This is a genomic window from Nitratireductor basaltis, from assembly GCF_000733725.1.
Classification (GTDB): Bacteria; Pseudomonadota; Alphaproteobacteria; order Rhizobiales; family Rhizobiaceae; genus Chelativorans; species Chelativorans basaltis.
Map to the genome: position 1 here is coordinate 1,333,600 of NZ_JMQM01000001.1, position 24,990 is coordinate 1,358,589.

The 24,990-nt window shown below is 60.4% G+C and carries 27 protein-coding genes; 13 read left to right on the plus strand and 14 right to left on the minus strand.

Annotated features, from left to right (window positions below):
- Positions 1-43 precede the first annotated feature (43 nt).
- Positions 44-274, minus strand: a complete 231-nt coding sequence (locus tag EL18_RS06335; RefSeq protein ID WP_036480907.1) for a hypothetical protein — start codon at positions 272-274, stop codon at positions 44-46.
- 60 nt (positions 275-334) lie between these two features.
- Complete coding sequence (locus EL18_RS06340; protein ID WP_036480908.1) at positions 335-1,945, minus strand: GMC family oxidoreductase; 1,611 nt, start codon at positions 1,943-1,945, stop codon at positions 335-337.
- Positions 1,946-2,137: 192 nt separating this feature from the next.
- Here EL18_RS06340 and EL18_RS06345 point away from each other — a divergent pair, with 192 nt between their 5' ends.
- The 5 genes from EL18_RS06345 to EL18_RS06365 all read left to right on the plus strand — a co-directional run bounded on the left by EL18_RS06345 (position 2,138) and on the right by EL18_RS06365 (position 5,718).
- Positions 2,138-3,079, plus strand: a complete 942-nt coding sequence (locus tag EL18_RS06345) for a hypothetical protein (RefSeq protein ID WP_036480909.1) — start codon at positions 2,138-2,140, stop codon at positions 3,077-3,079.
- The gene (sfsA, locus tag EL18_RS06350; RefSeq protein WP_036480910.1) at positions 3,076-3,777 is read left to right on the plus strand and encodes a DNA/RNA nuclease SfsA; all 702 of its coding nucleotides are present in this window, start codon (positions 3,076-3,078) and stop codon (positions 3,775-3,777) included. The genes EL18_RS06345 and sfsA overlap by 4 nt, the downstream gene beginning before the upstream one ends.
- A 6-nt stretch (positions 3,778-3,783) precedes the next feature.
- A complete protein-coding gene (gene map, locus EL18_RS06355) occupies positions 3,784-4,611 on the plus strand; it encodes a type I methionyl aminopeptidase (protein ID WP_036480911.1) in 828 nt (275 codons plus the stop codon).
- 36 nt (positions 4,612-4,647) lie between these two features.
- Complete coding sequence (gene radC / locus EL18_RS06360; RefSeq protein WP_036480912.1) at positions 4,648-5,433, plus strand: RadC family protein; 786 nt, start codon at positions 4,648-4,650, stop codon at positions 5,431-5,433.
- An 81-nt stretch (positions 5,434-5,514) separates the two neighbouring features.
- On the plus strand, positions 5,515-5,718 hold the full coding sequence (locus EL18_RS06365) for a VOC family protein (RefSeq protein ID WP_200875501.1): 204 nt from the start codon (positions 5,515-5,517) through the stop codon (positions 5,716-5,718).
- 73 nt (positions 5,719-5,791) lie between these two features.
- Here the strand turns inward: EL18_RS06365 and EL18_RS06370 are convergent, their stop codons facing one another.
- From EL18_RS06370 to EL18_RS06380, 3 genes are all read right to left on the minus strand, one after another.
- Positions 5,792-6,778, minus strand: a complete 987-nt coding sequence (locus EL18_RS06370) for a glycoside hydrolase family 25 protein (RefSeq protein ID WP_036480913.1) — start codon at positions 6,776-6,778, stop codon at positions 5,792-5,794.
- Between the two features lie 159 nt (positions 6,779-6,937).
- Positions 6,938-7,714 (minus strand): MBL fold metallo-hydrolase, encoded by a 777-nt coding sequence (locus EL18_RS06375; RefSeq protein ID WP_036484144.1) that lies wholly within the window; start codon positions 7,712-7,714, stop codon positions 6,938-6,940.
- 129 nt (positions 7,715-7,843) lie between these two features.
- Entirely contained in the window at positions 7,844-8,893 is a 1,050-nt protein-coding gene (locus EL18_RS06380; RefSeq protein WP_036480916.1) for an aldo/keto reductase, read from the minus strand.
- Positions 8,894-9,136: 243 nt separating this feature from the next.
- Between EL18_RS06380 and EL18_RS06385 the strand changes: the two genes are divergently transcribed.
- The gene (locus EL18_RS06385) at positions 9,137-10,534 is read left to right on the plus strand and encodes an MATE family efflux transporter (protein WP_036480918.1); all 1,398 of its coding nucleotides are present in this window, start codon (positions 9,137-9,139) and stop codon (positions 10,532-10,534) included.
- Here EL18_RS06385 and EL18_RS06390 read toward each other — a convergent pair.
- Positions 10,515-10,949 (minus strand): hypothetical protein, encoded by a 435-nt coding sequence (locus tag EL18_RS06390; protein WP_036480920.1) that lies wholly within the window; start codon positions 10,947-10,949, stop codon positions 10,515-10,517. The genes EL18_RS06385 and EL18_RS06390 overlap by 20 nt on opposite strands.
- A gap of 200 nt (positions 10,950-11,149) precedes the next feature.
- Between EL18_RS06390 and EL18_RS06395 the strand changes: the two genes are divergently transcribed.
- The gene (locus EL18_RS06395; protein ID WP_036480922.1) at positions 11,150-12,172 is read left to right on the plus strand and encodes a DUF1176 domain-containing protein; all 1,023 of its coding nucleotides are present in this window, start codon (positions 11,150-11,152) and stop codon (positions 12,170-12,172) included.
- Positions 12,173-12,174: 2 nt separating this feature from the next.
- On the opposite strand, the gene EL18_RS06400 is transcribed toward EL18_RS06395, so the two are convergent.
- Genes EL18_RS06400 through EL18_RS06430 form a run of 7 tightly spaced genes read right to left on the minus strand, consistent with a single transcriptional unit; the run spans position 12,175 to position 18,419 of the window.
- Positions 12,175-13,032: an alpha/beta fold hydrolase gene (locus EL18_RS06400; protein WP_036480925.1), complete on the minus strand. Its 858-nt coding sequence runs from the start codon at positions 13,030-13,032 to the stop codon at positions 12,175-12,177.
- 10 nt (positions 13,033-13,042) lie between these two features.
- Complete coding sequence (locus EL18_RS06405) at positions 13,043-14,650, minus strand: NTP transferase domain-containing protein (protein ID WP_036480927.1); 1,608 nt, start codon at positions 14,648-14,650, stop codon at positions 13,043-13,045.
- A complete protein-coding gene (locus EL18_RS06410) occupies positions 14,647-15,354 on the minus strand; it encodes an XdhC family protein (protein WP_036480929.1) in 708 nt (235 codons plus the stop codon). The genes EL18_RS06405 and EL18_RS06410 overlap by 4 nt, the downstream gene beginning before the upstream one ends.
- Positions 15,355-15,693 carry an XdhC family protein gene (locus EL18_RS06415; RefSeq protein WP_036480931.1) on the minus strand — a complete coding sequence of 113 codons (339 nt, stop codon included), beginning with the start codon at positions 15,691-15,693 and terminating at the stop codon, positions 15,355-15,357.
- Positions 15,680-16,954: a vWA domain-containing protein gene (locus EL18_RS06420; protein ID WP_081871105.1), complete on the minus strand. Its 1,275-nt coding sequence runs from the start codon at positions 16,952-16,954 to the stop codon at positions 15,680-15,682. The genes EL18_RS06415 and EL18_RS06420 overlap by 14 nt, the downstream gene beginning before the upstream one ends.
- A gap of 7 nt (positions 16,955-16,961) precedes the next feature.
- Complete coding sequence (locus EL18_RS06425) at positions 16,962-17,891, minus strand: AAA family ATPase (protein ID WP_036480933.1); 930 nt, start codon at positions 17,889-17,891, stop codon at positions 16,962-16,964.
- Between the two features lie 33 nt (positions 17,892-17,924).
- Positions 17,925-18,419: a flavin reductase gene (locus tag EL18_RS06430; protein ID WP_036480934.1), complete on the minus strand. Its 495-nt coding sequence runs from the start codon at positions 18,417-18,419 to the stop codon at positions 17,925-17,927.
- Positions 18,420-18,574: 155 nt separating this feature from the next.
- Between EL18_RS06430 and EL18_RS06435 the strand changes: the two genes are divergently transcribed.
- The 5 genes from EL18_RS06435 (at position 18,575) to purB (ending at position 23,404) form a co-directional block, all read left to right on the plus strand.
- Complete coding sequence (locus tag EL18_RS06435; RefSeq protein WP_036480935.1) at positions 18,575-19,633, plus strand: branched-chain amino acid ABC transporter substrate-binding protein; 1,059 nt, start codon at positions 18,575-18,577, stop codon at positions 19,631-19,633.
- Between the two features lie 5 nt (positions 19,634-19,638).
- Entirely contained in the window at positions 19,639-20,658 is a 1,020-nt protein-coding gene (locus EL18_RS06440) for a P1 family peptidase (RefSeq protein ID WP_036480936.1), read from the plus strand.
- A 125-nt stretch (positions 20,659-20,783) separates the two neighbouring features.
- Entirely contained in the window at positions 20,784-21,518 is a 735-nt protein-coding gene (locus tag EL18_RS06445) for a DUF2259 domain-containing protein (RefSeq protein WP_036480938.1), read from the plus strand.
- Positions 21,519-21,599: 81 nt separating this feature from the next.
- Complete coding sequence (locus tag EL18_RS06450; protein WP_200875502.1) at positions 21,600-22,097, plus strand: hypothetical protein; 498 nt, start codon at positions 21,600-21,602, stop codon at positions 22,095-22,097.
- Between the two features lie 5 nt (positions 22,098-22,102).
- Positions 22,103-23,404: an adenylosuccinate lyase gene (purB, locus tag EL18_RS06455; RefSeq protein WP_036480940.1), complete on the plus strand. Its 1,302-nt coding sequence runs from the start codon at positions 22,103-22,105 to the stop codon at positions 23,402-23,404.
- Positions 23,405-23,422: 18 nt separating this feature from the next.
- Here the strand turns inward: purB and EL18_RS06460 are convergent, their stop codons facing one another.
- Positions 23,423-24,223 carry a VOC family protein gene (locus EL18_RS06460; protein WP_036484151.1) on the minus strand — a complete coding sequence of 267 codons (801 nt, stop codon included), beginning with the start codon at positions 24,221-24,223 and terminating at the stop codon, positions 23,423-23,425.
- A 200-nt stretch (positions 24,224-24,423) separates the two neighbouring features.
- On the opposite strand from EL18_RS06460, the gene EL18_RS06465 reads away from it, so the two are divergent.
- On the plus strand, positions 24,424-24,972 hold the full coding sequence (locus tag EL18_RS06465; RefSeq protein WP_036480942.1) for an RBBP9/YdeN family alpha/beta hydrolase: 549 nt from the start codon (positions 24,424-24,426) through the stop codon (positions 24,970-24,972).
- The last annotated feature ends 18 nt before the right edge of the window (positions 24,973-24,990 follow it).

Genomic DNA, 24,990 nt, shown 5'->3' on the forward strand with positions numbered 1-24,990 from the left:
TCTTCCCAAGGTATTGTAAGAATGCGGTCAGGATGGCAGTTCGCTAGTTCCTGATTTTAGCGCGCCCCAAGCTGTTTCGCCTGATTTGCGTCAGCGTGCGTCTCACCGCTTCGGCGCGCTGCAAGGGAAGCCTGACCAGACGGTTGTTGTCGATCTGCGCGACCTCGCCCGTCCTGCTATCCACGACCGACCAGGAACCGCTTTCATCCTGCACGCAGACATATTCGCCTGCGGGATCATTCATGTCGTCAATGACCTGTCGTTGCAAAGCCATGAGCCACAACGCTAGGGAACCGCTTCCGGTTGCATTGCACCAGTATTGCGCCAGCCATGGTTAACGGGATCGGGCGTCTGCCGCGATCATTTCGGCGGCCTTTTCCGCTATCATCATGACGGGTGCGGCAGTGTTTCCAGACACGATCGTGGGCATTACGGAAGCATCCACCACACGCAGCCGCTCAAGCCCGTGGACACGAAGACGCTCATCGACAACAGCATCTTCACCCTGCCCCATCCGTGCGGTGCCCACCGGGTGGAAGATCGTCGTGGCAATATCTCCTATGCGCGCCAATAGCCTCTCATCGTCCTCGATTTCCGGACCAGGCAGAAGCTCCCGAGGCTCAAAGCGCTCAAGTGCTTTGGCCTTCATCAACCGCCGCGTCAGCCTGATGGCTTTCAACGCGGTATCGCGATCTGCGGGAGCGCTCAGGTAGTTCGGCCTGATTTCCGCGGGCGCTGCCGGATCCGATGAACGCGCATGCACGCTGCCGCGACTTTGCGGGCGCAGTTGGCATACGGAAGCCGTGACGGCGGGATACGGGTGCAATGGCTCGCCCAACCTGTCCGTGCTCAGCGGCTGGACGTGATACTCCAGATCAGGCGTCTCGATGCGCGGATCACTGCGGGTGAAGATGCCAAGCTGGCTGGGTGCCATGGAAAGAGGCCCCGAACGCTTCAACAGATATTCAAGCGCAAGACCGGCCTTGCCACGCAGGCTGCCTGCGCGCTGATTGAGGGTCAAGGCATTGGCGATACGGTAGACACTTCGGATCTGAAGGTGATCCTGCAGATTTTCGCCAACTCCGTGGAGGGCATGACGCAGACGAAGCCCGAGCCGCGCGAGGATGTCCGGTCGACCGATGCCGGAGAGTTCGAGAAGCTTCGGCGTGTTCACGGCTCCGGCAGACAGTATTACCTCGCCTTTGGCACGCGCCAGGCACAATTCGCCGCCTTGGCGATAGAGAACACCCGAGGCACGGCTGCCGTCCAGTACGACCTCGCGGGCTTCCGCATTCTTCACAACGCGCAGATTGTCCCGCTTCAGCGCAGGCGCAAGAAATGCCTTGGCTGCGTGCCAGCGCACGCCCCCACGCTGGTTGACCTCGAAATAGCCCGAACCTTCATTCGTACCGGTGTTGAAGTCGTCGCTGCGGGGTATCCCCAGTTCTTCGGCAGCATCACGGAACGCGTCGAGGATTGGCCAGGACAGCCGCTGGCGTTCGACGCGCCATTCGCCACCTGCCCCGTGATGCTGCGACTGTCCTCCATGAAAATCCTCGTGGCGCAGGAAATAGGGCAAGACATCATCCCACCCCCAACCCACATTCCCCTGCTGGCGCCAGCCGTCATAGTCGGCAGCCTGCCCGCGCATATAGATCATGCCGTTGATGGCAGAGCATCCGCCCAGCACCTTGCCGCGCGGATAGTTCAGGCTGCGCCCGTTAAGGCCGTTTTCGGCCTCTGTCTTCAGCATCCAGTCCGTACGCGGATTGCCCATGCAAAAGAGGTAGCCGATGGGAATGTCGATCCAGTGGTAACGGGCGGAGCCGCCCGCTTCGAGCAACAGCACGCGGTTGCGCGGATCGCGGGTCAGCCTGTTTGCCAGCACGCAACCCGCGGAACCCGCCCCCACGATGATGTAGTCGAACTCTCCCTCTTCGCGCATGAATGCCTTTCTCCCCCCGACATCTGCGTGTCAGGCACAGTAGCAGCTTAATTGCCGACGAAAAGACAAAGCCACTTGTGGTCCAGCCGCTGTGCACCTGATGGACAGAGGCGGCTTGAGGTTTGACGGCATCTGCTGCGTTCACGATAAAGGCAGCTGCATTTATCCACGGCAGCGACGAAGGCGGCACGAATGGCTCTGGCAGTTCTGGACCGAGCAGCGCGACACGCGCATTGGCTTCTCGTGGCCGGACTGCTCGTCGGCATTGCCTCTCCCACGCTTGCATTGATGTTGAAGCCATGGATTGCGGAGATGATCGCGGCCATGCTCTTCCTTGCAGCCTTGCGCGTGGGGCCGCGCAAGCTCATCGGTGCCGGTGCGGATTTTTCACGATCCCTTTGCGTGGCGCTCGTGCTGCAGCTGGCCCTGCCGGTCGGACTTTATTTCTCGCTCACGGCTCTTGGTGTCCAAGGCCCAATCCTTCTGGGTTTGATGCTGATGTCGGCGGCGGCTCCCATCTCGGGCAGTCCCAATCTCGCGATCATCATGGGCGGCGACCCGGCACCTTCGCTGAGGCTTCTTGCCGTTGCGACGGCGATCTTGCCACTGACTGCGATACCCGTCTTCTGGCTGAGCCCCGCGCTGGGAACGCCTGGCGAGATCTTTGCAGCCGCCGCACGTCTGCTTGCGGTCATCGCGATAGCGGTGGCAGCCGCCTTTCTGGTGCGCGCAAAGTTCCTGCCTGATCCCGACCTGAAACAAACGCGGATGATCGACGGGCTGTCCGCCATCCTCATGGCGGCGGTTGTCGTCGGGCTGATGTCAGCCGTTGGTGAAACGCTGTTGGAAAATCCGCGGCTGCTCGCATTCAATCTTGCCGTCGCGTTCGCTGCCAATCTTGTCCTTCAGATCGTGGCGCTTCTGGTTGCGCGCCGCTTTTTCAATGCCACGGATTCAGTTGCTTTTGCCATCGCGGCAGGCAACCGCAACATCGCGCTCTTCCTGACCGCACTGCCCGTAGCGGTTACGGATCCGCTGCTGCTTTTCATTGGCTGTTTTCAGATCCCGATGTATCTGACGCCCATGATGATGGGCAGAATCTATAGACGGGCGACATCGGGACAAGGTGCATGAAGTTCGATCCGCCGCTGATCACGGCGCGTCTTGTGCGCCGCTACAAGCGTTTTCTCGCCGATGTGATCCTCGAAGACGGTAGTGAAACCACCGTGGCCGTGCCCAACACCGGCTCCATGCTGGGGCTGACCACGCCCGGCTCGCGCGTGCTTCTATCCCGGTCAAACAACCCGAAGCGCAAATATCAGCACAGTCTGGAAGTGGTGGAGGCTGACGGGATCTGGGTCGGCATCAATACCGGTCTGCCGAACAGGCTCGCGCGCGAGGCAATCGAGGCAGGACTTGTCACTGATCTCGGTGAATATCCGGTGATCCGGCCGGAGCAGAAATATGGCGAGCGCTCACGCATCGACTTTCTGCTTGAGCATCCGGAGCGTCCGTCTGCCTATGTGGAGGTGAAGAATGTCCACTTCATGCGACAGGCGGGACTTGCAGAATTTCCCGATACGGTAACGGCACGCGGGGCCCGGCATCTGGATGAGCTGGCAGCAATGCGCGCGCAGGGATACCGCGCGGTGATGCTTTACGTCGTGCAGCGCGGCGACTGCCATCGCTTCAGGCTATGCGAGGATCTGGATCCTGCATATGCTGCCGCATTCGCCCAGGCGCGTGCTGCCGGGGTTGAAGCTTTTGCAATTGGGTGCCACATCAGTAGAGATGGGATAACACCCCACGGCCTGATCGAACTGGATATCTAAGCTACAATGGTCACCTATCTCGACGCCGAAACGGCACCCCTGCGCAATACGGGTCAAATCCGCCTCTATGGAGAGGAAGGGTTCGAAGGCATGCGCAAGGCCTGCCAGCTTACCGCGCGCTGTCTGGACGAACTGGTGGACATGGTGCAGCCCGGCGTCACCACGGAAGCCATCGACCGTTTCGTCTTCGAATTCGGTGCCGACCACGGCGCAGTGCCTGCCACTCTGAACTATCGCGGCTACAAGAAATCGAGCTGCACCTCGATCAACCACGTGGTCTGCCACGGCATTCCCGACACCAAGCCGCTGAAGGAAGGTGACATCGTCAATATCGACGTCACCTATATCCTCGACGGCTGGCATGGCGATTCAAGCCGCATGTATCCCGTGGGGCGCATCAAGCGCGCGGCAGAGCGGCTGCTGGAAGTCACCCATGAATGCCTCATGCGCGGTATAGAAGCCGTGAAGCCCGGTGCCCGCACCGGCGCAATCGGCCATGCCATCCAGTCCTACGCGGAAGCCGAGCGCTGCTCGGTGGTTCGCGATTTCTGCGGCCATGGTTTAGGTCAGCTTTTCCACGACGCGCCGAACATCTTGCATTATGGCAGCCCCAACGAGGGAGTCGAGATGCGGCCGGGCATGATCTTCACCATCGAGCCGATGATCAATCTGGGTCGCCCGCATGTGAAGGTTCTGTCGGACGGGTGGACTGCGGTCACACGCGACCGCTCCCTTTCGGCGCAGTATGAGCATTCCATTGGCGTCACGTCCGAGGGTTGTGAAATTTTCACGCTTTCACCTAAAGGACTCGACCGGCCCGGACTTCCTTCGTAACCTGTGCCCTCGTTCACACCGAGCGGGGGCGGTCTGATGGACAATGGCGACGAGCGGGATTTCTTTGCCGAGAGCCCTGCCCTTCTTGAAGGCAAGGCTTCAGGGCAACCGCGTGCTCGAGTTTCGAGCGCGAGCAAGGCAACAAAGCCGAAGAAGCACTATGAGGGTCACCGGGAACGGTTGAGAGAGCGTTTCAGCGAGTCCGGCCCCGATGCGCTTGCCGATTATGAGCTTCTGGAGATGTTTCTTTTCCGCTCGATACCGAGGGCGGACACCAAAGCGCCGGCCAAGGCCTTGCTTGAGCGTTTCGGCTCGATCGGTGAAGTCCTCGGAGCCTCGCCACAGCTTCTGACGGAAGTGTCCGGCATCGGCGATGCGGTTGCGCTTGATCTCAAACTTGCGGCGGCGATGACGCAGCGCATGTTGAAGGCGCAGGTTCGTGACCGTCAGGTTCTGTCCTCCTGGAGCCAGGTCATCGACTACTGTCACGCAACCATGGCCTATGAGACGGTCGAACAGTTCCGCATACTGTTCCTCGACCGCAAGAACGTACTCATACGTGACGAGCAGCAGCAGTCGGGAACGGTCGACCACACGCCGGTCTATCCGCGTGAGGTCGTGCGCCGGGCACTGGAACTTTCCGCCAGCGCCATCATCCTGGTGCACAATCACCCATCAGGCGATCCCACACCTTCGCGAGCCGATATCGAGATGACAAAGATGATCATCGAGACCGCCCGACCGCTGGGCGTCACGGTCCATGATCACATCATAATCGGGAAGAAAGGGCATGCGAGCTTGAAGGGCATGCAGCTGATATAGCATCTATTGCCAGCAGAGCCATACTGGCTACAGCGAGCGCTGGAAGGCGGGCTGGAGCTGATCTACTTTCAACAAGAGGCTGTGCGCGGCAATACCCCCGCCATTGTCTTCACTATCCCCGACGGTGGAATCGATGGCGTGGTCGCCTATCTCGCTTCCAATGGCGTGACCATTGTAACGCCAGTCAGCGAAGCACCCGGTGGATGGAGCGCGGATTTTCTCGACCCGGATGGTTTCGGTCTGGGCCTGTGGCAATCGCAGGAACTTCCACGGTCGCTAAAGTAACCTCACCAGGGGCGCGCATTCGAGCGATTTATCGCTTCATCGAGTGAGCGCCCCATGGTGCAACATACGCTCTTCAGCTTGCGTTCTGGTTCAGCCAGCGGAACCAGGCGGATTCATCACCGTGGAAGACGTTCAGATCGATCCGCCCCTCCACGCCGGAGCTCAGGCCAGAACCGGAATATTGCCAGAAGACCCATTTGCGGCCGGGATAGACCTGCGAGGGATGCTCGGCGACGGCTCGGAGCCAGAAGGGGTGGTTCGGGAACGCGCCCTTCAGGTTGTCCTCATAGAAATCGGGTGCGGTATAGATGATCGGGCGCTGGCCGTAGTGACGCTCCAGCCGGTCGAGAAATACCTGCATCTTCTCGATGATTTCCGCACGCGACGGCTTCCACTTGCAGCTTGACTGGTGGTTCCATTCGACATCGAGAACAGGGGGAAGAGCGCCTTTGACCTTGGGCACGTTGCGGATGAACCATTCTGCCTGATCCTTCGCCGTGCGGCACCAGAAGAAGAAGTGGTATGCGCCGCGCTTGATGCCCGCGCGATCTGCACCATCCCAGTTTTTCCTGAACATCGGGTCGATGTGATCGACACCGTCCGTTGCCTTGATGAAGGCGAAGTTTGCGCCATTCCTGCGCAGGGTGTTCCAGTCAATGTCGCCCTGCCAGCGCGAGACGTCCACTCCGTGCACGGCGTGGTGCTGCGGCTTGACCTTGCCGAAATTGATGGGATGCGCATCGCGGAACTTTTGCGAATAGACCTTGCCGCTCGTCGATTCTGGTCGGCGTTCGGGCTGGGGTGCTTTCAGCAGCGCGACCTGCTCGAGCGCCGGCGTGTGAAGTTTCTCAGGCTCTGCAATCGCAGTCATTCCCGCTTCGGAGACGTGCTGGATGGTCTCCTGCGCAACGGTGCCCACAGCCTCGGCCGGACGCGGGATCGAGCCCGTCACCTCGCTTGAGGTCGAGCCGACATCAAGTGCCGTGTCGATGTTCCCTGCTCCGCAAGCAGAAAGCAGAAGAGAAAGCAAAACAGGTTTAAGGACGGCACGAATACGCATGAACAACCTTCGGGAAAGAGATTTACCCGAGGCAGGATCTGATCCACCCCCAGATGAAGGGGAATGTTATGCGAGAGTCACAAATAAAGTTTGAATCAAGTTCTTAAGGATTGCGGCAGCGAGAAGGCATTTCCCGCTACCGCTTTCGCAGCTCCGGCGTCAGGCCTTCTCGTACCAGCCGCCCATCACTACCTTGGTGGAGGCATTGGAAGCGGCAACCTGCTCGGCAAAGGCTTCCACGTCGCTGTCGCGATAGTGGTATGGATAGACATGCTCGGGCTCGAACTCGGCCACGGCAGACGCCGCCTGATCCACGGTCATCGTATAGGGCAGGTTCATCGGCACGAAGGCGATGTAGATGTCTTCCAGCGCACGCATCTCGGGGATGTCTTCCGTATCACCGGCAATATAGATGCGCTTGCCACCGGTGGTCAGGACATAGCCGTTGTCCCGGCCTTGTGGATGGTATTGCAGCCGGTCTTCCGTGGTGTTGTAGGCCGGAATGGCCTCGATCTGTATTCCGTCCACGTCCTGGCTGTCGCCATTGGCCATGGAGCTTGCGCGCGACTTGAGGTCTTCGCCAAGCATCTCGAAAACCGCCGGGTTCGTGATGAGCTTCGTGTTCTCACCAACGATCGCGTTCAGTGTCTCGGCGTCGTAGTGATCGCCATGCTCGTGCGTTATCAGGATGAGATCGGCCTCTGGCATGCCTTCATAGCTTGCCGCACCGCCGACGGGGTCCACATAGATCACGCGATCGGGCAACTCCATGACGAACGAGGCGTGCGAAACCGGATGGATGATCACCTGCCCGGTTTCCAGAGCATAGGCATCGCCGCCATCGGTCTGTGCGGCGGCGATCGAAGGAAAACCAAGCTTGGCAGCGGCAAGTGCCGATACGCCAAGCGCGATTGTGTGTCTGCGATTGAGTTTCATGAAAGCCTCCTGGTGCATCCTGCAACTGAAGTAGGGCCTGCAGGACAATCTTCCAGAAGAGCACCGAAGATGTCATGACAATTTAAGGTGAATGGAGCGGCGCGTGTGACGCCGCCCCCAGATCGGCCGCTACGGGCAGGGATTGCCTACCTTCTGGTGGATCTCGTCTACCGCCTTCTGCATCTCCTCCGTCCATGTCACGTCGGCGGAATCGATGGCCTCCTTGAGCTGGTCCATCGTTGTGGCCCCGATGATGTTGGACGTGACGAAGGAACGCGAGGTGACAAAAGCGTTGGCGAAAAGTGCCGGCGCCATGCCGAAGGATCGTGCAAGATTGTTGTAGGCGAGGAATGCCTCCGCAGCTCCGGCGGTCTCGTAGCGCTGCAGCCGGTTGAACAACTGCTTGCGCGAGCCTTCCGGCAATGCGCCGCCATCATATTTGCCCGTCAGATAGCCCTGTGCGAGCGGAGAATAGGCGAGAAGCGAAACGTCTTCGCGGGTACAGGCTTCTGCCAGGTTCACCTCGAACAGACGATTGACCAGATTGTAGGCATTCTGGATCGACTGAACACGCGGACCGACGCCCTTGTCGGATTCGGCGAGATACCGCATCACTCCCCAGCTGCTCTCATTGGACAGGCCGAGATGGCGTATCTTCCCGGCCTTAACGAGTTCGTCGAAGACAGCCAGTGTTTCGGCGATGGGCGTCGCGTCTTCCAGAGGCGCGGGAACCTCGTTCAGGCGGTTGGGGTTGGCGCCGAACTTGATTTCCCGGTCGGGCCAATGGATCTGGTAGAGATCGATATAGTCGGTCTGCAAACGTTTCAGCGACTTGTCGATCGCATCCATGATGTCCGCGCGCACGAGCCTGGAGGGGCGGCCCCCACGGAACCACTCGTTCGCAGTACGACCGACGACCTTGGAGGCGAGCACCACATCCGAACGCTTGCCGGTCTTCTTGAACCAGCTGCCTATGATGCTCTCGGTGCTGCCCTGCGTCTCGGGCTTGGGCGGGATGGAGTAGAGCTCGGCGGTATCGAAGAAATTGATACCGCGCTCCAACGCATAATCCATCTGCTCGTGGCCTTCGGCCTCGGTGTTCTGTTCGCCCCAGGTCATGGTGCCGAGGCAGATTTTCGAGACGTGGAGGTCTGTGCGACCAAGCTGGCGCTTTTCCATCGGGCTTCTCCGGGATGAGGCGCGCGAAGGAGATGCGCGCAGGAATGACACGGCACCGATATAATGGCTGATGCGCAGAAGGCAAAGTCTGCAGCGCATAGAGCGGTACGCCCCTGCTGGCTCAAGCCATTTGTCTTGTTTCTGCCACAGCAATGACTACAACCATTCGCGGCAGCCTGGCGGCCCCTGCCCTTTTCCATCGGAATTTCATATTCCGGTCGCCTCAGAACATGAGAGTTTCAAATGACAGCGCTGGCAACGGGCGCGGGCGCGCCACCGGTCAATCCATGGATTCGCGAAGCACGGGCGATGCTTGTCCTCGCCTGGCCGATGGTGCTGACCAATCTTGCGCAAACGGCGATGACGGCGACCGATGTCATGATGATGGGCCGCCTCTCCCCCGACACGCTTGCCGCAGGCACGCTTGGCCACAATTTCTATTTCCTGCCGGTGATATTCGGCATCGGGCTGTTGACGGCAACATCGCCCATGATGGCAAGCGCGCTCGGTCGCAAGCAGCGCTCCTTGCGCGATGTCAGACGCACGGTGCGCCAGGGATTGTGGGCAGCCATCGCCCTCTCGATCCCGATCTGGTTTCTGCTCTGGCATACCGAGTCGGTAATGCTTGCCATGGGGCAGTCGGCGAAACTGTCGGCGCTCGCGGGTGATTATGTGCGGGCGCTGCAATGGGCCGTACTTCCCTTTTTCGGCTATATCGTGCTGCGTTCCTTCATCTCAGCTCTGGAACGACCGGGATGGGCTTTGGTCATTGCCTTCGCGACCGTCGCCTTCAACGTTCTGGCCAATTGGTGCCTGATGTTCGGCAACTGGGGCTTTCCCGCCCTTGGCATTGTCGGTTCCGGCCTTGCGACCACGCTCTCCAGCATCTTCCTGTTTCTGGGGTTGGTGATTGTGGTTGTCATTGACCGGAATTTTCGGCGCTACCAGCTTTTCGGCCGCTTCTGGAGACCGGACTGGCCGCGGTTCTTCGGCTTGATGAGGCTCGGCATGCCGGTGGCCGCGATCCTCACCTTCGAAGTGTCGATATTCAACGCCGCGGCCTTCCTGATGGGTCTGATCGATGCGGTGTCGCTGGCCGCTCATGCCATTGCCATACAAATTGCCTCGGTTTCCTTCATGATTCCGCTTGGGCTAAGCCAAGCGGTGACCGTGCGGGTGGGCCGTGCGTATGGTGCCCGCAATTCCGAGGGCATCACGCGGGCCGGCTGGACCGCATTCGCAATGGGCGTCGGCTTCATGAGCCTGATGGCGCTGCTGATGTATGGCGCACCACATCTGCTGATCGGCGCATTTCTCAACCTGAACGATCCGGAGAATGCAGTCGTGATCCAGGTCGCGGTGACCTTCCTTGCACTGGCCGCTCTCTTCCAGATCGTCGACGGCGCGCAGGCCGTGGGAGCAGGCATGCTGCGCGGACTGCATGACACGACCGTGCCGATGATCTATGCGGCAATCGGATATTGGGGCCTTGGCCTGCCACTCGGTGTCATCCTCGCCTTCCCGCTTGGATATGGTGGAGTGGGCATCTGGATCGGGTTGTTCACGGGTCTGGCGATCGTGGCGGTTCTGCTTATCAGCCGCTGGCTGAAGCGCGACGCACTCATACCTTTTGCGGCTTGACCCTGCGGTTCTTCGCCTCATCAATCAGCATGTTGGCGACCTGCATGCGAATGATTGCGCGTGCGCGCAGATGCTCGGGCACGCGGTCCGGGTGGTTGTGCTTGGCAAATTCTCGGCGCGCGCGGTCCAGTTCCTCGGCGCGCTGACGCTGCTTCAGGCCAAGTTCGCGCGCAATATCATCAGGCTCTATGGAAGGCATCGGCTCAGGTTCTGCCGCCTTCCTCTCTTCCAGGTATTCCCCGTAAGCAGAAGCTGCGCGCTTGGCGTCGATGGTGATGCGGCCGGAGTGCAATTCTTCTGCGACAGCCAGATAGTCGAGCGTCGGCTGAAGCGAAGCACCATCATGCTCACGACCGGCCTCAGCCATCATCTCATCGAGCAAATCCGCGAAATTCGGACTGCTGCTGGCCACCATTCTGCATGATCCTTTACTGAAATTCCCGAAGGAACCGATTCAACGGGCGAACCTAAGGTCCTGAAGTTTATGAATGTTGAACGGCGTTGGCCGCATTTGGATGCAATCATCGAAATGATTTTTCACAATCCTGCCAGTGGAAAGACATATTCGAACTGCTAGATTGCCGCAGCGCTTCACAATGCGAATCCGGGGGTCTCATGAAACGCCTATGCCTTTCGCTCGCCAGCCTTGCGGTCGTTTCCGTTGCTCATGCGCAGACCCCGCCGTTTCTAGACAATCGTTCCACACCGCAGACGCTGGTCGAATCGCTCTACAATGCGATCAACCGGCGGGAATATTCGCGCGCCTTCAGCTATTTCGAGACGCCGCCGGCAGCAGATTTCCAGACCTACGCTCAAGGTTTCGAGGGCACAGAGCGCGTTGACCTGCACACTGGCAAAGCGGTGATTGCCGAGAAAGACGGCACCCGCATATATCATCTGCCAGCCGCCATCGCCGCACATCAGGAAGACGGTTCGAGCCGCCTGTTTGCGGGGTGCTATGAGATTGCCGCTGCCAGTGAAGGCGAGAACTTCCAGCCTCTGCGGATCACCTCCACGCAGTTCACGACGAGTGACGCTGAGGTTCTGGAAGGCGCCGTTCCCGAAGATTGCGCTGTCGAAGGCGAAGTGGTCGAGACGGACAGTCTCGCGCAGTCGGCGCGCGACGTCTTCACCACGGTCTATGGCGAGGCGTGTCTGCGCGCCCGCGAAGAAGGCCTGGTCGAGCCCGATGAATATACGATCAGCTATATCCTGCCCTATGACTCGGCGGACCAGCCGAAGCGGGAGAAGCGCCTGTTCCGCTTCTTTTGCGACAGGGGCGCCTATAACGAGACCCATGTCTATCTCGCCGAAAGCGAACTGGGCGGGGTGGTTCCACTTCGCTTCGCGTCTCCGGATATCGTGGTGGACTACGAAAATGGCGATCCCGAAGGTGAAGTCGAGGAAATCCGCATCACCGGCTATGGCGCTCAGGACATGATGGTGAATTCCGAGTTCGATCCGCAGGAGCAGACGATCACCACATTTGCGAAATGGCGCGGCCTCGGTGACGCATCATCCAGCGGGATCTGGCTTTTCAGGGAGGGCGAATTCCACCTTGTGCAATATTCGGTCGATGCGTCCTATGACGGCGAGAGCAATCCGGAATTGTTGCTCGACTATTTCACCGGCCCCTGACTTCAGCCGCCGCCGAGCATCCAGTTGAGCGTGTCGCGCCAATCGATCATGCGGATGGGTGTGCCGTGGTTGCCGGTTTCGAACCGGACCATGCGAACGGGATGACGCCTGGCCTTCAGACGCGTGTAGAACTTCTCCACCTGCTGCACTGAAAAGACCGGATCACGGCTGCCATGCGCCAGCATGACCGGCACATTGGCCGTGAATGCGGGTGTGTTGTCGAAGCCGTCATCCCACATCGAGCCCAGCAGAACCAGGCCGCCTAGCCTGGTGACAAGCTCGGCTTTATGCGCCAGCCGCCAGCACAGCGCCCCACCCATGGAGCCACATGCAATGATGACGGGAGCGCGTGGAGAGCGGGTCGCATAATGGCTGACCAGTGCCGTGATCTCAGCCGCGCCACGATCACCGAAATCGGTGAAATCGGGGACGAGATACAATCCGCCATTGCGGGTCGCCAGGTTCTTCAGACGATTGAAGTTTCCGCCAAAGGTGAAGTCATCCGCACCCTGCTTGCGGCTGCCACCCTGCCCGTGCAGGTAAAGGACCATGAACCGTGCACCGGTTTCCTTGCCGATGACGAAGTGGCGGATCGTGCCAAGGCTTGTCCTGAGTGACAGATCGCGCTGCTGGCGACGCACGCCCGTGTCCAGATAGCGCCGCTCGGCGCGACGCTCCGGTATGGCGTCGCGACCATTGATGTCACGCATTTCGTTGTAGTCGACGACGCGATAGGCGCCACCATCGCGGCTCTCGATGATGCCGGGATAGGCGAAGAGCTGGTCCTTGTAGGGACGTATTTCGGCCGCCTCGGCACTGAAGGAGAACAGCAGGATACCGGCCAGCAGGCGAAAGATCATCCGAAAATCCCTATTCAAACGTTCCGCCTGCAGCTTTGAGCGCCTCTGGCGTGTCGAGGTCAAGATGGGCGGCGCTGCCAATCTCCACATCGATCACGGGAAGGGCTGCACTTTCGACGATATGCCGCGCACCGGTGTCTCCCTCCAGCTTCTCGATCTCGGGGAAAAGCGCACGTGGGAGAATAACGGGATTTCCGCGCTTGCCGGCATGGGTGGCGCGGATGATGGCGGTTCCCCCGGCATCGCGAAATGCGTCGATCATGCGATCCACATGCGTTGCAGCTATACGCGGCATGTCGGCCAGCATGACCAGCACTGCGTCCGTTCCCTCAGGCATGTAACGGAGGCCCGCTTTCAGGGACGAGGCTAGACCGGTGGCGTAGAGACGGTTTTCGCAGAAGTTTATCGGAAGATCGCCCAGTTCCTCGCGGATCATCGATGCTTCATGGCCCAGCACCACGCTCACGCCCGAAAGGGCGGCTTGTTGCAGCATTTCCGCACACCCGCGCACCAGGCTTTTGCCTTTCATTCGCGCCAACAGCTTGTTCGAGGGGCCCATGCGGCGCGATTGCCCCGCTGCAAGGAGCAGGCCGTGGACCTTGAGCGCCCTGCCCCTGCTGCTTGCCTTCTCGCGCGGATGGGGACGCGACGCGATTTCGCTCAACAATCCACCCACCCCCATGGCCGCAATGTCTGCTGCCTGCACAGGAATATCCGCGGTGATCCGGTCAAGGACCCAGTCAAAGCCATTGAGTTTCGGACTGCGGGCGCATCCCGGTGCACCAAGCACGACCTTGCCATCCAGCGAACCAAGCACAAGCAGATTGCCCGGATCGACCGGCATGCCAACACGCTCCACCGTTCCACCGGCCTGCCTTATGGCGGCGGGCAGAACATCGTTCTCGTCACATACTGCCGAGGCGCCAAAAATGATGATCAGATCGCTTGCACCTCTGATGCTGTCGATGGCCTCGGCCAGTGCCAGCTCATCATGAGCCGGTCGCAATTCGCGAATTATCCGGCTTTTCGAACGTGCAAGCCGCTCTGCCGTTACGGCGCTCGTCTTGTCCAGAACACTGCCTTTTGTCCCGGGCAAATCCGTCTGGATCAGTCCCACCTGCAAGGCGCGGAACGGGAAAAGCTGCAGGGCCGTGGTCTTGAGCGTCTCGAGAGCCGTCTCCAGCGCCCGTCTCGATGAAGCGAAGGGTATGATCTTCACCGTCGCCACCATCTGGCCGATCTGGACGTTCGAGTAATCCGGCAGTGTTGCGAGTGTCAGTGCCGGATCAACCGCATTCATCCGGTCGACGACAGTCCGCTCCACGCGCAGCACACCGGCCATGCTGGCGTGCAGGTTCACGCGTCCGGTGGAAGGAGCGCGGGCTTCGATGGCAGCCGAAACAAGCGGTTCGGCCAGCATGCGAGCCGCATCGTCTTCAGGAATGTCCGCCTCTTCCAGCAAGGCGGCGATGACCGTTTCCACGCCTGCGTCACGCAGACGGACAATATCGTCGGCATCGAGCCTATGCGCTTTCCTGAACCGGCGATCGCCCACGGTGAGCGTATGCGCGAGCACCGCACCTTCAGCTTCGTCCAGAGGAAGTGGACCGAACTTCACGCCGCGCGCGCTCCGGCAACTTGCAGTCCGCGCTTGCGCAATGCCTCGATGATCTGTGCGAGTGTCGCAACCGCAATCTCCGGCGGGTTCGCCGCTCCGATATCCAGACCGATGGGCGCGTGGATGCGGGCGATCTGCTTGTCGCTCAATCCCGCCTGCTTCAGGCGCTCAATGCGCGCTGCGTGCGTCTTTCGGCTCCCCAGCGCACCCACATAGAAGCAATCGGCCTTGAGGGCGGCTATGAGCGCATGGTCATCGATCTTGGGATCATGGGTCAGTGCTGCGACTGCCGTATAGGGATCAAGCGGTTCCTGCGCGAGTACCGTTTCCGGCCAGTCGGCGCTCAGTCTTGTATCAGGGAAACGCTCAGGCGTTGAAAAGGCCGTGCGCGGATCGACGATGTGGAGGTCGAAGCCGGAAAGCCGCGCCATGGGCGCCAGCGCCTGGCTGATATGAACCGCCCCGATAACCACCAGACGCGGTGGCGGCAAATGGGGATTGAGGAAGAAGGTTCGCCCGTCGACCTCCGCGGTAAATGCCTTGCCCTGGCGAAAGGCGCGCAGCACCGCCTTGCCCAGAAGACCAGCGACCACATCGCTTTCCTCAATCACGCGATCGCGTCCGTCACCCAGGTCGGTGACGTGAACCGCGGCTTGACGATTCATGCGCAAGGCATTGAGTTTCTTGAGGCTGTAGGGGTCCATCTAGCCCAGACGCTCCACGTATACACGGATGCGACCGCCGCAGGAGAGGCCGACGCGCCAGGCGGTCTCATCAGCCACGCCAAATTCAAGCATCCGCGGCTCGCCCGTTTCCAGCACCTCTGCAGCCTCGGCGATGACTGCGCCTTCCACGCAACCACCGGACACAGAGCCCTCGAAATTGCCGTCGGCGTCAATCACGAGATGGCTGCCGGTCGGGCGCGGTGCAGAGCCCCAGGTTTCAATGACTGTGGCGATGGCAACATCACGACCGGATGCCATCCAGGCTTCCGCCGTTGCCAGCGGGTCCTGCTTCTTCATCGGATTTTCAGGCTCTGCCATGGGCTCCTCCGGGACCTGCAGTATGGGCCGTGGCATGAGGTTTTGCCAAGGGTTTCCACGCTTTTCGATCGGCCCCTGAAAGCGCGTCGCAAAGATCGGAAATGGCTTCAAGCGAGTGGACGGGCCGTAACTCGTCAACATGAGGCAGCATTGCCCGCACCCCGCGTGCCTTCGGCTCGAAACCGTCGAAACGCAGGAGCGGGTTGACCCAGATCAACCGGCGGCATGACTTGGAGAGGCGTTCGGTCTCACGCTCAAGCAGATCAATACGATCCCGCTCCAGCCCGTCGGTCATAAGGATGACGGTCGCGCCCTGCCCCAGCACGCGACGCGACCAATCCATGTTGAAGACATGCAGTGCCTCTCCGATACGCGTACCGCCTGACCAGTCTTCCACCGCCTTCGTGCATTCGGCCAATGCCTCGTCAGGGTCCCGGTGGCGAAGCTGACGGGTGAGGTTCGTCAGGCGCGTGCCAAAGACGAAGCTGTGAACATGCCTGCGCCTTTCGCTCAACACATGCAGAAAATGCAGGAAGATACGCGAATACTGGCTCATGGACCCGGAGATATCGGCCAGCACGACCAGCGGCGGTTGCACTGAGCGCGGCGCGGTAAAGCGGGGCAGGATGAGATCGCCTCCCGTTCGAAGGCCGTGCCGCATCATCGCCCGCGGGTCCAAGCGCCGACCGCTTGCGACAGGCTGATGGCGGCGCGTCTTCACCCGGTCGTGGGGCATGATCATCTTGCGCATGGCACGGCGGGCAAGTTCTAGCTCCGCGGCGCTCATCTGCGCAAAGTCGCGGCTACGCAGTACCTCGCTGGCCGACAGGCTGAAGCGCGCGTCGATCTCGATCTCGGTATCCGGTTCCTGTTTGCGCTCACGTTCGGGTGGCTTTGCCAGCGCTTCGGAGGCGCGTTTCTCGCCGCTGCGCGGTTTTTCGCGCTGCGCACCTGCCGGTGCAACGGGTGAAAGCATCGCGAGCATTTTCTCGACCAGTTCGCGCGAGCGCCAGAACAGGCGGAATGCCTCGTCGAAGACCGCATGATCCTCATGCCGCTTCACGAGAACGGCATGAAGTGTCCAGTAGAAATCTTCCCGGCTGCCAATGCCAGCGGCCAAAACCGCATTAATCGCATCGGTGACGGAAGCCGGTCCGACATTGAGCCCCGCCTTGCGAAGGGAACGGGCAAAATGGACGATGTTCTCGCCAAGCCGACCTTCCGGCTCACGGGTATCAGCCATCTCTTCGGGACGGGCCATGCAAACCTCAATCCGCCGTGGCGAGTTCCGAGCGCACTTCCTCGAGAAGACGCGCGCTTTCCCCCTCGCCCAGACGCGCGATGTCATCCTGATATTTCAGGAGCACGCCCAGCGTGTCGGAAATGGTCTGCGGGTCGAGGGCGAGCCGATCAAGCTCGGTCAGAGCGGTCGCCCAATCGATCGATTCGGCCACACCGGGCACCTTGAACAGGTCCATCTGGCGCAGGCGCTGCACATAGGCCACGACTTCCCCCGAAAGCCGCGCGCTTGCATCCGGCACCTTGCGGCTGACGATTTCCAGCTCACGCGCGGCATCGGGATAATCCACCCAATGATAGAGGCAACGGCGCTTCAGCGCGTCATGGATCTCGCGGGTGCGGTTCGTTGTGATGATGACGATGGGCGGCTCTGCCGCCTTCACCGTTCCAAGCTCGGGGATGGTGACCTGATAGTCGGAGAGAACTTCCAAGAGGAAGGCTTCGAATGCCTCGTCGGTGCGGTCGAGCTCATCGATCAGGAAGACGGGCGCAGCCCCGGCCTCGCCGGAAATGGCTTCCAATACGGGCCTGCGGATAAGGTGGCGCTCGGAGAAGACGTTGCGTTCCATCGTCTTGCGGTCAGCGCTGCCTGCCGCTTCTTCCATGCGGATCTCGATCATCTGGGCGGCATAGTTCCACTCATAGACCGCCGACGAGACATCGAGCCCTTCGTAGCACTGCAGACGGATGAGACGGCGACCGAGCGCGGTGCTCAGCACCTTGGCGATCTCGGTCTTTCCGACACCGGCCTCGCCCTCGAGGAAGAGCGGACGCTGCATGGTGAGGCTCAGATACAAAACCGTGGCAAGCGCACGGTCAGCCACATAGTCACCTTCGGTCAGAAGGGTCAGCGTTTCATCGATGGAGCGAGGAAGCGGGCGTGGCGTCTGGTCAGGCATTGCTGCTCCGGCTCTGGCGGCCAGGCAGGAGCTTCAAAGCACCTTGTAGCCGCGATTGTGATAAAGAAGCGGCTTCACGTTATCGCCGATGCGCAGGCCTGTCACCTCACCGAAATAGATGCGGTGCGTGGCCATGTCCCTGGCTTCCACCAGGCGGCAGTCGAAGACAGCCAACGCGTTCTTCAAAGTGGGCGCACCGCTTGAAAGCACATCCCATTCCGCCTGGGCAAAGCGCTCGTCCTGCGACTTTCCGTCAAAGCCCGCAAAGGTATTGGAAAGCTGTTCGTGCTCCGCACCGAGCGTATTGAGCGCGAAGACACCATTGTCGCGGAACACGTCGTTCTGCGGATTTTCGCGATTGAGGCAGGCAAGGATGGTGGGCGGACTGTCAGAGACGGAGCAGGCTGCGATGATGGTCACGCCGCGTCGCCCAGCCTTGCCATCGGTGGTGATGACATGAACCGCGCCGGCGAACTGCGCCATGGCGTCACGGTAAAGCTGGGGTCCTACGTCGTTTGTTTTCAGCACTGCTCATCCTCGCAATTGCGATATAGGTCTGCGCGCCTGCGCTGCAAGGCAGGTATATGCGCGCAATAGCGTGTTGCACGCGGACGAGCCAGCCTTTACCACTGGCTGCGTTCAGATTTCACGCCCCTTTCAAGCCGGAGCATAGCCGACATATCATGCGCATTGCGGCACTTCTTGTCAGCCTTGTCGTCTTCTCCCTGCCTGTTTCTGCCCAGGATTTGAGGTTGGGCGTCGTGGCACCCACCAGCGGCAGTTTCGCACGGCTCGGGCAGCAATGGGTCGATGGTGCCTTGGCCGCCGCCAGGATGCATGAGGGCGTCGAGCTCGAGGTTTTCGATAGCGGCTGCGACGAGGAAGATGCGGTAGACCTTGGCCAGCGCATAGTGGAAAGCGGCGTCACCGCTGTCGCCGGATTTCTGTGCACGCCCGTTGCAACAGCCGCTTTGCCCGCGCTGACAGAGGCCGCAATACCTCTCGTCACCGCAATCCGCTCGACGGGCCTGACGGACCAGCGCAGTCAAACCGGCTGGCCCGTATTCCGCATCGGTCCACGGGCTGACGAAGAACGCGCGGCCCTCGCCGAAATTCTCACGGCGCGTTGGCGCGAGGATTTTTTTGCAATCGTGGATGACGGCACGATCTATGGCCGCGAACTGGCTGAAAGCTTCCGGGCAAGTGCGGAAGAGGCGGAACTCGAGCCGGTCTATGTCGATACCTATCGTCCGCAGCTCGACAACCAGATCGGACTGGTCGGACGCCTGCGCCGTGCAGGGGCAACCCATGTCATGGTTGGCGGAGACCGCTCCGATATCGCCATCATCGCCCGGGATGCTGCAGAACTTGGGATAACGCTGACGATAGCCGGGGGCGAGGCGTTGCGCGCGGAAAGCAGCGGCGTCCAGCTTCGCGAAGGCGTTCTGATGATTGCGCCGCCGCTTTGGGAAGAGACCGCAACACCTGAAGCTCTTGAGGCACTTGAAGCGCAGAAGATCGTACCGGATGGCTATGTTCTGCCGGGCTTCGCCTCGATCGAGGTATTATTGGCTGCGCATGAACAGATGCAGTCCGGGGAGAACAGCCTGATTGAAGCGCTGACGAAAGGCAGTTTCAGGACCGTGATCGGGACGGTTTCCTTCGATGACAAAGGGGATCGCGAGCAGCAGATCTATCGGCTTCACCGTTATGACGGACAAGCTTTCCAGGAGGTTGAATAGAGACGATGCGGGCGGGGCGGCGAAACAGCATTACCGATATTAAAGGTCTGACGGTCGGGAATGCGGCTGATGATGCGCTCAAATCCGGCGTCACCGCCCTGATCTGCGAAACACCCAGCGTCGCCGCCGTTCAGGTGCTCGGCGGAGCGCCGGGAACACGGGAAACGGATCTTCTTGAGCCACACAATCTGGTTGAAGCGGTGGACGGGCTTGTGCTTTCGGGCGGGTCGGCCTTCGGGCTGGATGCGGCCAGCGGCGTTCAGGCCTATCTGCGCGAACAGGGGCGCGGCTTCGAGGTCGCGGGCCAGCGTGTGCCAATCGTGCCGGGTGCAATCCTGTTCGACCTCGCCAATGGCGGCAACAAGGAGTGGGGACGTTACGCCCCCTACCGCGAACTCGGCTTCGAGGCAGCTGGCAGTGCCTCGGCTGAGTTCGCTATCGGAACGGCAGGCGCCGGAAAGGGCGCAACGACGGCAGGCCTCAAAGGGGGGCTTGGCACCGCATCGACCCGCCTTGAAAGCGGCTTCACGCTTGGTGCACTGGTCGCAGTCAATGCACTGGGCAGCGCCACGATCGGCTCATCTCGTCATTTCTGGGCAGCCCCGTTCGAGCTCAATGAGGAATTCGGCGGGTACGGCCAACCCTCCCCCTATCCCGAGGATGCCCAGCGTCCGCTGACGAAGTTCACCATGCAGGGAACCGCGCCGGAACCCGGGGCGAACACGACCATCGCGGTCATCGCCACAGATGCGGCCCTCACAAAGGCGGAGGCGAAGCGCCTGGCAATTGCCGCCCATGACGGTTTTGCGCGCGCCCTATGGCCTGCGCACACGCCACTTGATGGCGATCTTGTCTTTTCCTTGGCGACCGGCAGCGCAACGCAAAAGCCCGATCTCGCCGAAGTGATTGAACTCTACGCAGCCGCCGGTGCCACCATGACTCGCGCGATTGCACGGGGTGTTTTCGAGGCACAGCATGAAAAGGGTGATATCATGCCCAGCTGGCATCAAAGGCACGGCGCGTGATTGCAGAGTTCCGGCTCGTCTGCGACCATTTGGGCCAGGCACGTGGCGATGGGTAACACAATTTAACCATTGTTCACCTTATGAGAGCTGACGGTATCCTGTGGGGCGGGAAAAGGAACTGTTTCATGTTTTTCAACCGCATTTTGGCAGCTCTCGCGGCTGTATTGATTATTGCAACTTACTCCACCGGCGCTGCACGTGCCGGTGACACGGCCACGCTCGAAGTGCTGGGCTTCAGCCCGGACGGCAGGATTTTTGCCTTCGAGGAATATGGCATTCAGGACGGCTCGGGCTTTCCCTATGCCAACCGGTATTACATCGACACGCATTCCGACACCTATCTTCCGGAGACGCCCTTCCGCGCGCGACTTGAGGAAGATGGCGCATCTGTCGAGGATGTCCGGGGCAAGGTGAAGGCGCTTGGCGAAACCATCATTGAAGACACCGTCCTGGCCAGGAACACCGGCTTCCTGGCCGGCAGCAACATGGTGACCGAGCTTTCCGCCGACCCGCACCGCATGGTTGTTCTGCCCAATGCCTATGCGCTTTCGGGTGCCGAAGCCATGGAGTTCCGCGTGGAGGAACTGCCGATGGACAATGGCTCCTGCCACGGGATGGGCGAAGCGCAGGGCTTCCGCCTGTTGCAGGTCGCCCAAAAGCCCGGCGAGGAAACGCGGCTTGTTCATGAGGACAAATCCATTCCGACAAGCCGCGGCTGTGCGCTGGGCTATCGCCTGCACAGCGTGCACCTCTTCGATGGAGACGGAGCGAAGCCCGTTTTCGCTGTCATGCTTGCGGTGCGCAAGCTTGGTTTCGAAGGCCCGGACTACCGCTTCATGGCGGTAACGGCCACCTACTGAGCAATGTCGCGGCCAGCCATGCCCCACGCCCCACAGGCTGTGAAATTGGCAGGCCGTCCTCATCTCCCCATGGCCAGCATCATGATGGCCACCTTGTCATGGGCCGCGCTTTGCGGCTTGAGCGCCTGGACAAGTCTCAGCCATTGGCAGACCGAGGAATTGCGGCAGGTGGTTGTCGTGATTTTCTCCGCTGGTGGTCTCGTAGCACTCCCAGCAGCCTGTGCCGGTGCCTGGCTTGTTCTGCGCCGTGGGAGCAGCAAGTCGCAGCAATTTGCAGCCTTTTTCGTCTGTCTTACCGTCATGACCATCGGTACAACCAGCCTCATTTTCGCGCTTGTCTATCGCAGCTATTATGCGGCCTGGCATGCCGATACATTCAGCTATGTCTGGTTTCTGCAACTCATCTTCACGACGGCCAGCGCGCTCTACCAGTTCGCGACAACAGGCCTGCGATGCTATTTCCCCTGGGGTTTTGTCGGCCTGTTCGCCTTCAGCCTGTGGTTTGCGTGGTGCTTCACATTGAGCCTTCCTGCCTCCTCTGCTACGAGACAGCGCAACATTTCCCCTAAGGCAGGCTAAACGACATGATCCCTCGCTATTCGCGCCCCGAGATGGCGGCCATCTGGTCGCCGGAATCCAAGTTCCGCATCTGGTTCGAAATCGAGGCGCATGCGGCCGACGCCATGGCCGAGCTTGGCATCGTGCCCAAGGAAGCGGCCAGGACCATCTGGGACAAGGCCGGCAAAGCGGAGTTCGACATCGACCGCATCGACGAGATCGAGCGCGAGACGAAGCATGATGTCATCGCGTTCCTGACGCATCTTGCTGAAATCGTCGGCCCCGAAGCACGCTTCGTGCATCAGGGCATGACGTCTTCGGATGTGCTCGACACCTGCTTCAACGTGCAACTCGTCAAGGCGACCGACATTCTTCTGGCCGATCTCGACCGGCTGTTGGAAGCTTTGAAGAAGCGCGCCTATGAGCACAAGGATACGATCACCATTGGCCGCAGCCACGGCATCCATGCCGAGCCGACCACGTTCGGTGTGAAGCTGGCGCAGGCCTATGCGGAGTTCGAGCGCTGCCGCGAGCGTCTCGTCAATGCCCGCGAGGAAATTGCCACCTGCGCGATTTCCGGTGCTGTCGGCACCTTCGCCAATATCGACCCGAGCGTTGAGGCGCATGTGGCCGAAAAACTTGGCCTGAAGCCCGAGCCGGTTTCCACGCAGGTCATCCCGCGTGACCGCCATGCCATGTATTTTGCAACGCTTGGTGTCATCGCCTCCTCCATCGAGCGATTGGCAACGGAAGTGCGCCATCTGCAGCGCACGGAAGTTCTGGAAGCGGAGGAATATTTCTCCCCGGGCCAGAAAGGCTCGTCGGCCATGCCGCACAAGCGCAATCCGGTGCTGTCGGAAAACCTGACGGGTCTGGCGCGCATGGTGCGTGCTTACGTAACGCCCGCGCTAGAAAATGTGGCGCTGTGGCACGAACGCGATATCTCGCATTCATCCGTGGAACGCATGATCGGCCCCGACGCCACCGTCACGCTGGACTTTGCCTTGCAGCGCCTCACGGGCATGATGGAAAAGCTCGTGGTATATCCCGAGACCATGGAGAAGAATCTCAACAAGTTCCGCGGCCTCGTGCACTCCCAGCGCGTGCTACTGGCACTTACGCAGGCCGGTGTGAGCCGCGAGGATTCCTACAAGCTCGTCCAGCGCAATGCGATGAAGGTGTGGGAACAGGGTGCGGACTTCCTTGAGGAACTGCTCGGTGACAAGGATGTGCGTGCGGCACTTTCCGAGGAGCAGATCCGCGAGAAGTTCGACCTTGGCTACCACACCAAGCATGTGGACACGATCTTCAACCGGGTTTTCGGCTGAGACTGGATCGGGTGGAGGTCAGGCGAACCTGATCTCCGTGCCCCACGGATCATGAATGGAGCGGGCCTCACCGGCCCCCTCGCCCGTGAAAAGCACATAAGAGAGGCCGGCGCGCTTCCTGTCGCGCGGGCCAGCGCCAGCGCTTCGCCAATTGTTGACGCCGACATGATGGTGATAGCCTCCCGAGGCCAGAAATTCGGCCTGGCTGCCATAGCGCGCCATGGTTTCCAGCCCGACGACCTCGTTCCACCATTGTCCAGCCCGTGCCGGATCGCCGACGCGCAGATGGATATGGCCGATCACCGTGCCTTCGGGCGCCCCTGACCAGCCGGCATCGTCGGCTGACAATGTGGCCATGAGCGCATCCACGTCCAGCGGCAAGGTCTTCATGTCGATCTCCTGACCTTTCCGGGGCCAATCCTCGGCAGGACGGTCAACATAGATCTCGATGCCATTTCCTTCGGGATCTGACAGATAGACGGCCTCGCTGACCAGATGGTCCGACGCGCCTTCAAGGCGCAGCCCTTGCGACAAGGCGAATTGCAGCCATCGGGCGAGATCACGTCGCTCCGGTAGCAGGAAGGCGGTATGAAACAGGCCGGCCTCGCGTGCATCATCTCGCAACGCATCGGGCGTATCCCTGATGACGAGCAAGGTCGTTCCGGCCACACCGAGCCTAATTTCACCCGCCTGCGTTTCGGTTTCGGTGAGACCCAGGAGGTTCTTGTAGAAGTCGGCGAGCGCGTTCGCATCACGCGCATTCAAGCCCACTTCGCCGATATGCAGCGGGGTTGTTGCTGCGAAGGATTTACGAGTCATATCAATCTCCTGGACTGCAAAGCGAAGAAATCGATTCCGGTGCTTCGCGTCACGATTCAAGCCGTTGTTCAATTGAGAAGATGCGGCTTGAGCGCGTCGCGCACAATTGCCCAAACAGGAGACAGGCTGTTCACCATCCGCGGCACCACCGCTTTGCAAATGGGTTGCATGGGCGGTTTTCACTGGCTAAATGCGGCGCCATGAAAGCCAAGGACGCAGATATCCTCATCATTCCCGGTTACACCAATTCCGGGCCGGAGCACTGGCAGAGCCGGTGGGAGAAGCGCATCGAAACCGCGCGGCGCGTGGAGCAGGCCGAATGGTCGAAACCCGTGCGTGACGATTGGGTGACCAAGGTCGCCGAAGCAGTGAACGAGGCGGAGAAGCCGGTGGTGCTTGTGGCGCATTCGCTGGGTGTGGCCACGGCTGTTCAGGCGATCCCCCAGTTCAGGAAACCGGTTGCCGGGGCGTTTTTCGTGGCGCCGCCCGATGTTGCCAATCCCAGAATCCGTCCGAAGCATCTGATGACCTTCGGTCCCTATCCGCGCGAAAGGCTACCCTTCCCAACCATGGTCATTGCCAGCCGCAATGATCATTTCTCAAGCTATGAAGCGACGGAAGATATCGCGTCTGCCTGGGGCGCGCTGCTCATGGATGCGGGCGAAGCAGGCCATATCAATACTGAAGCGGGATTCGGACCCTGGCCGGAAGGCTCCATGACCTTCGCCAAGTTTCTGGCGCATCTCTAGGCACGCCTCCCCCGTTCG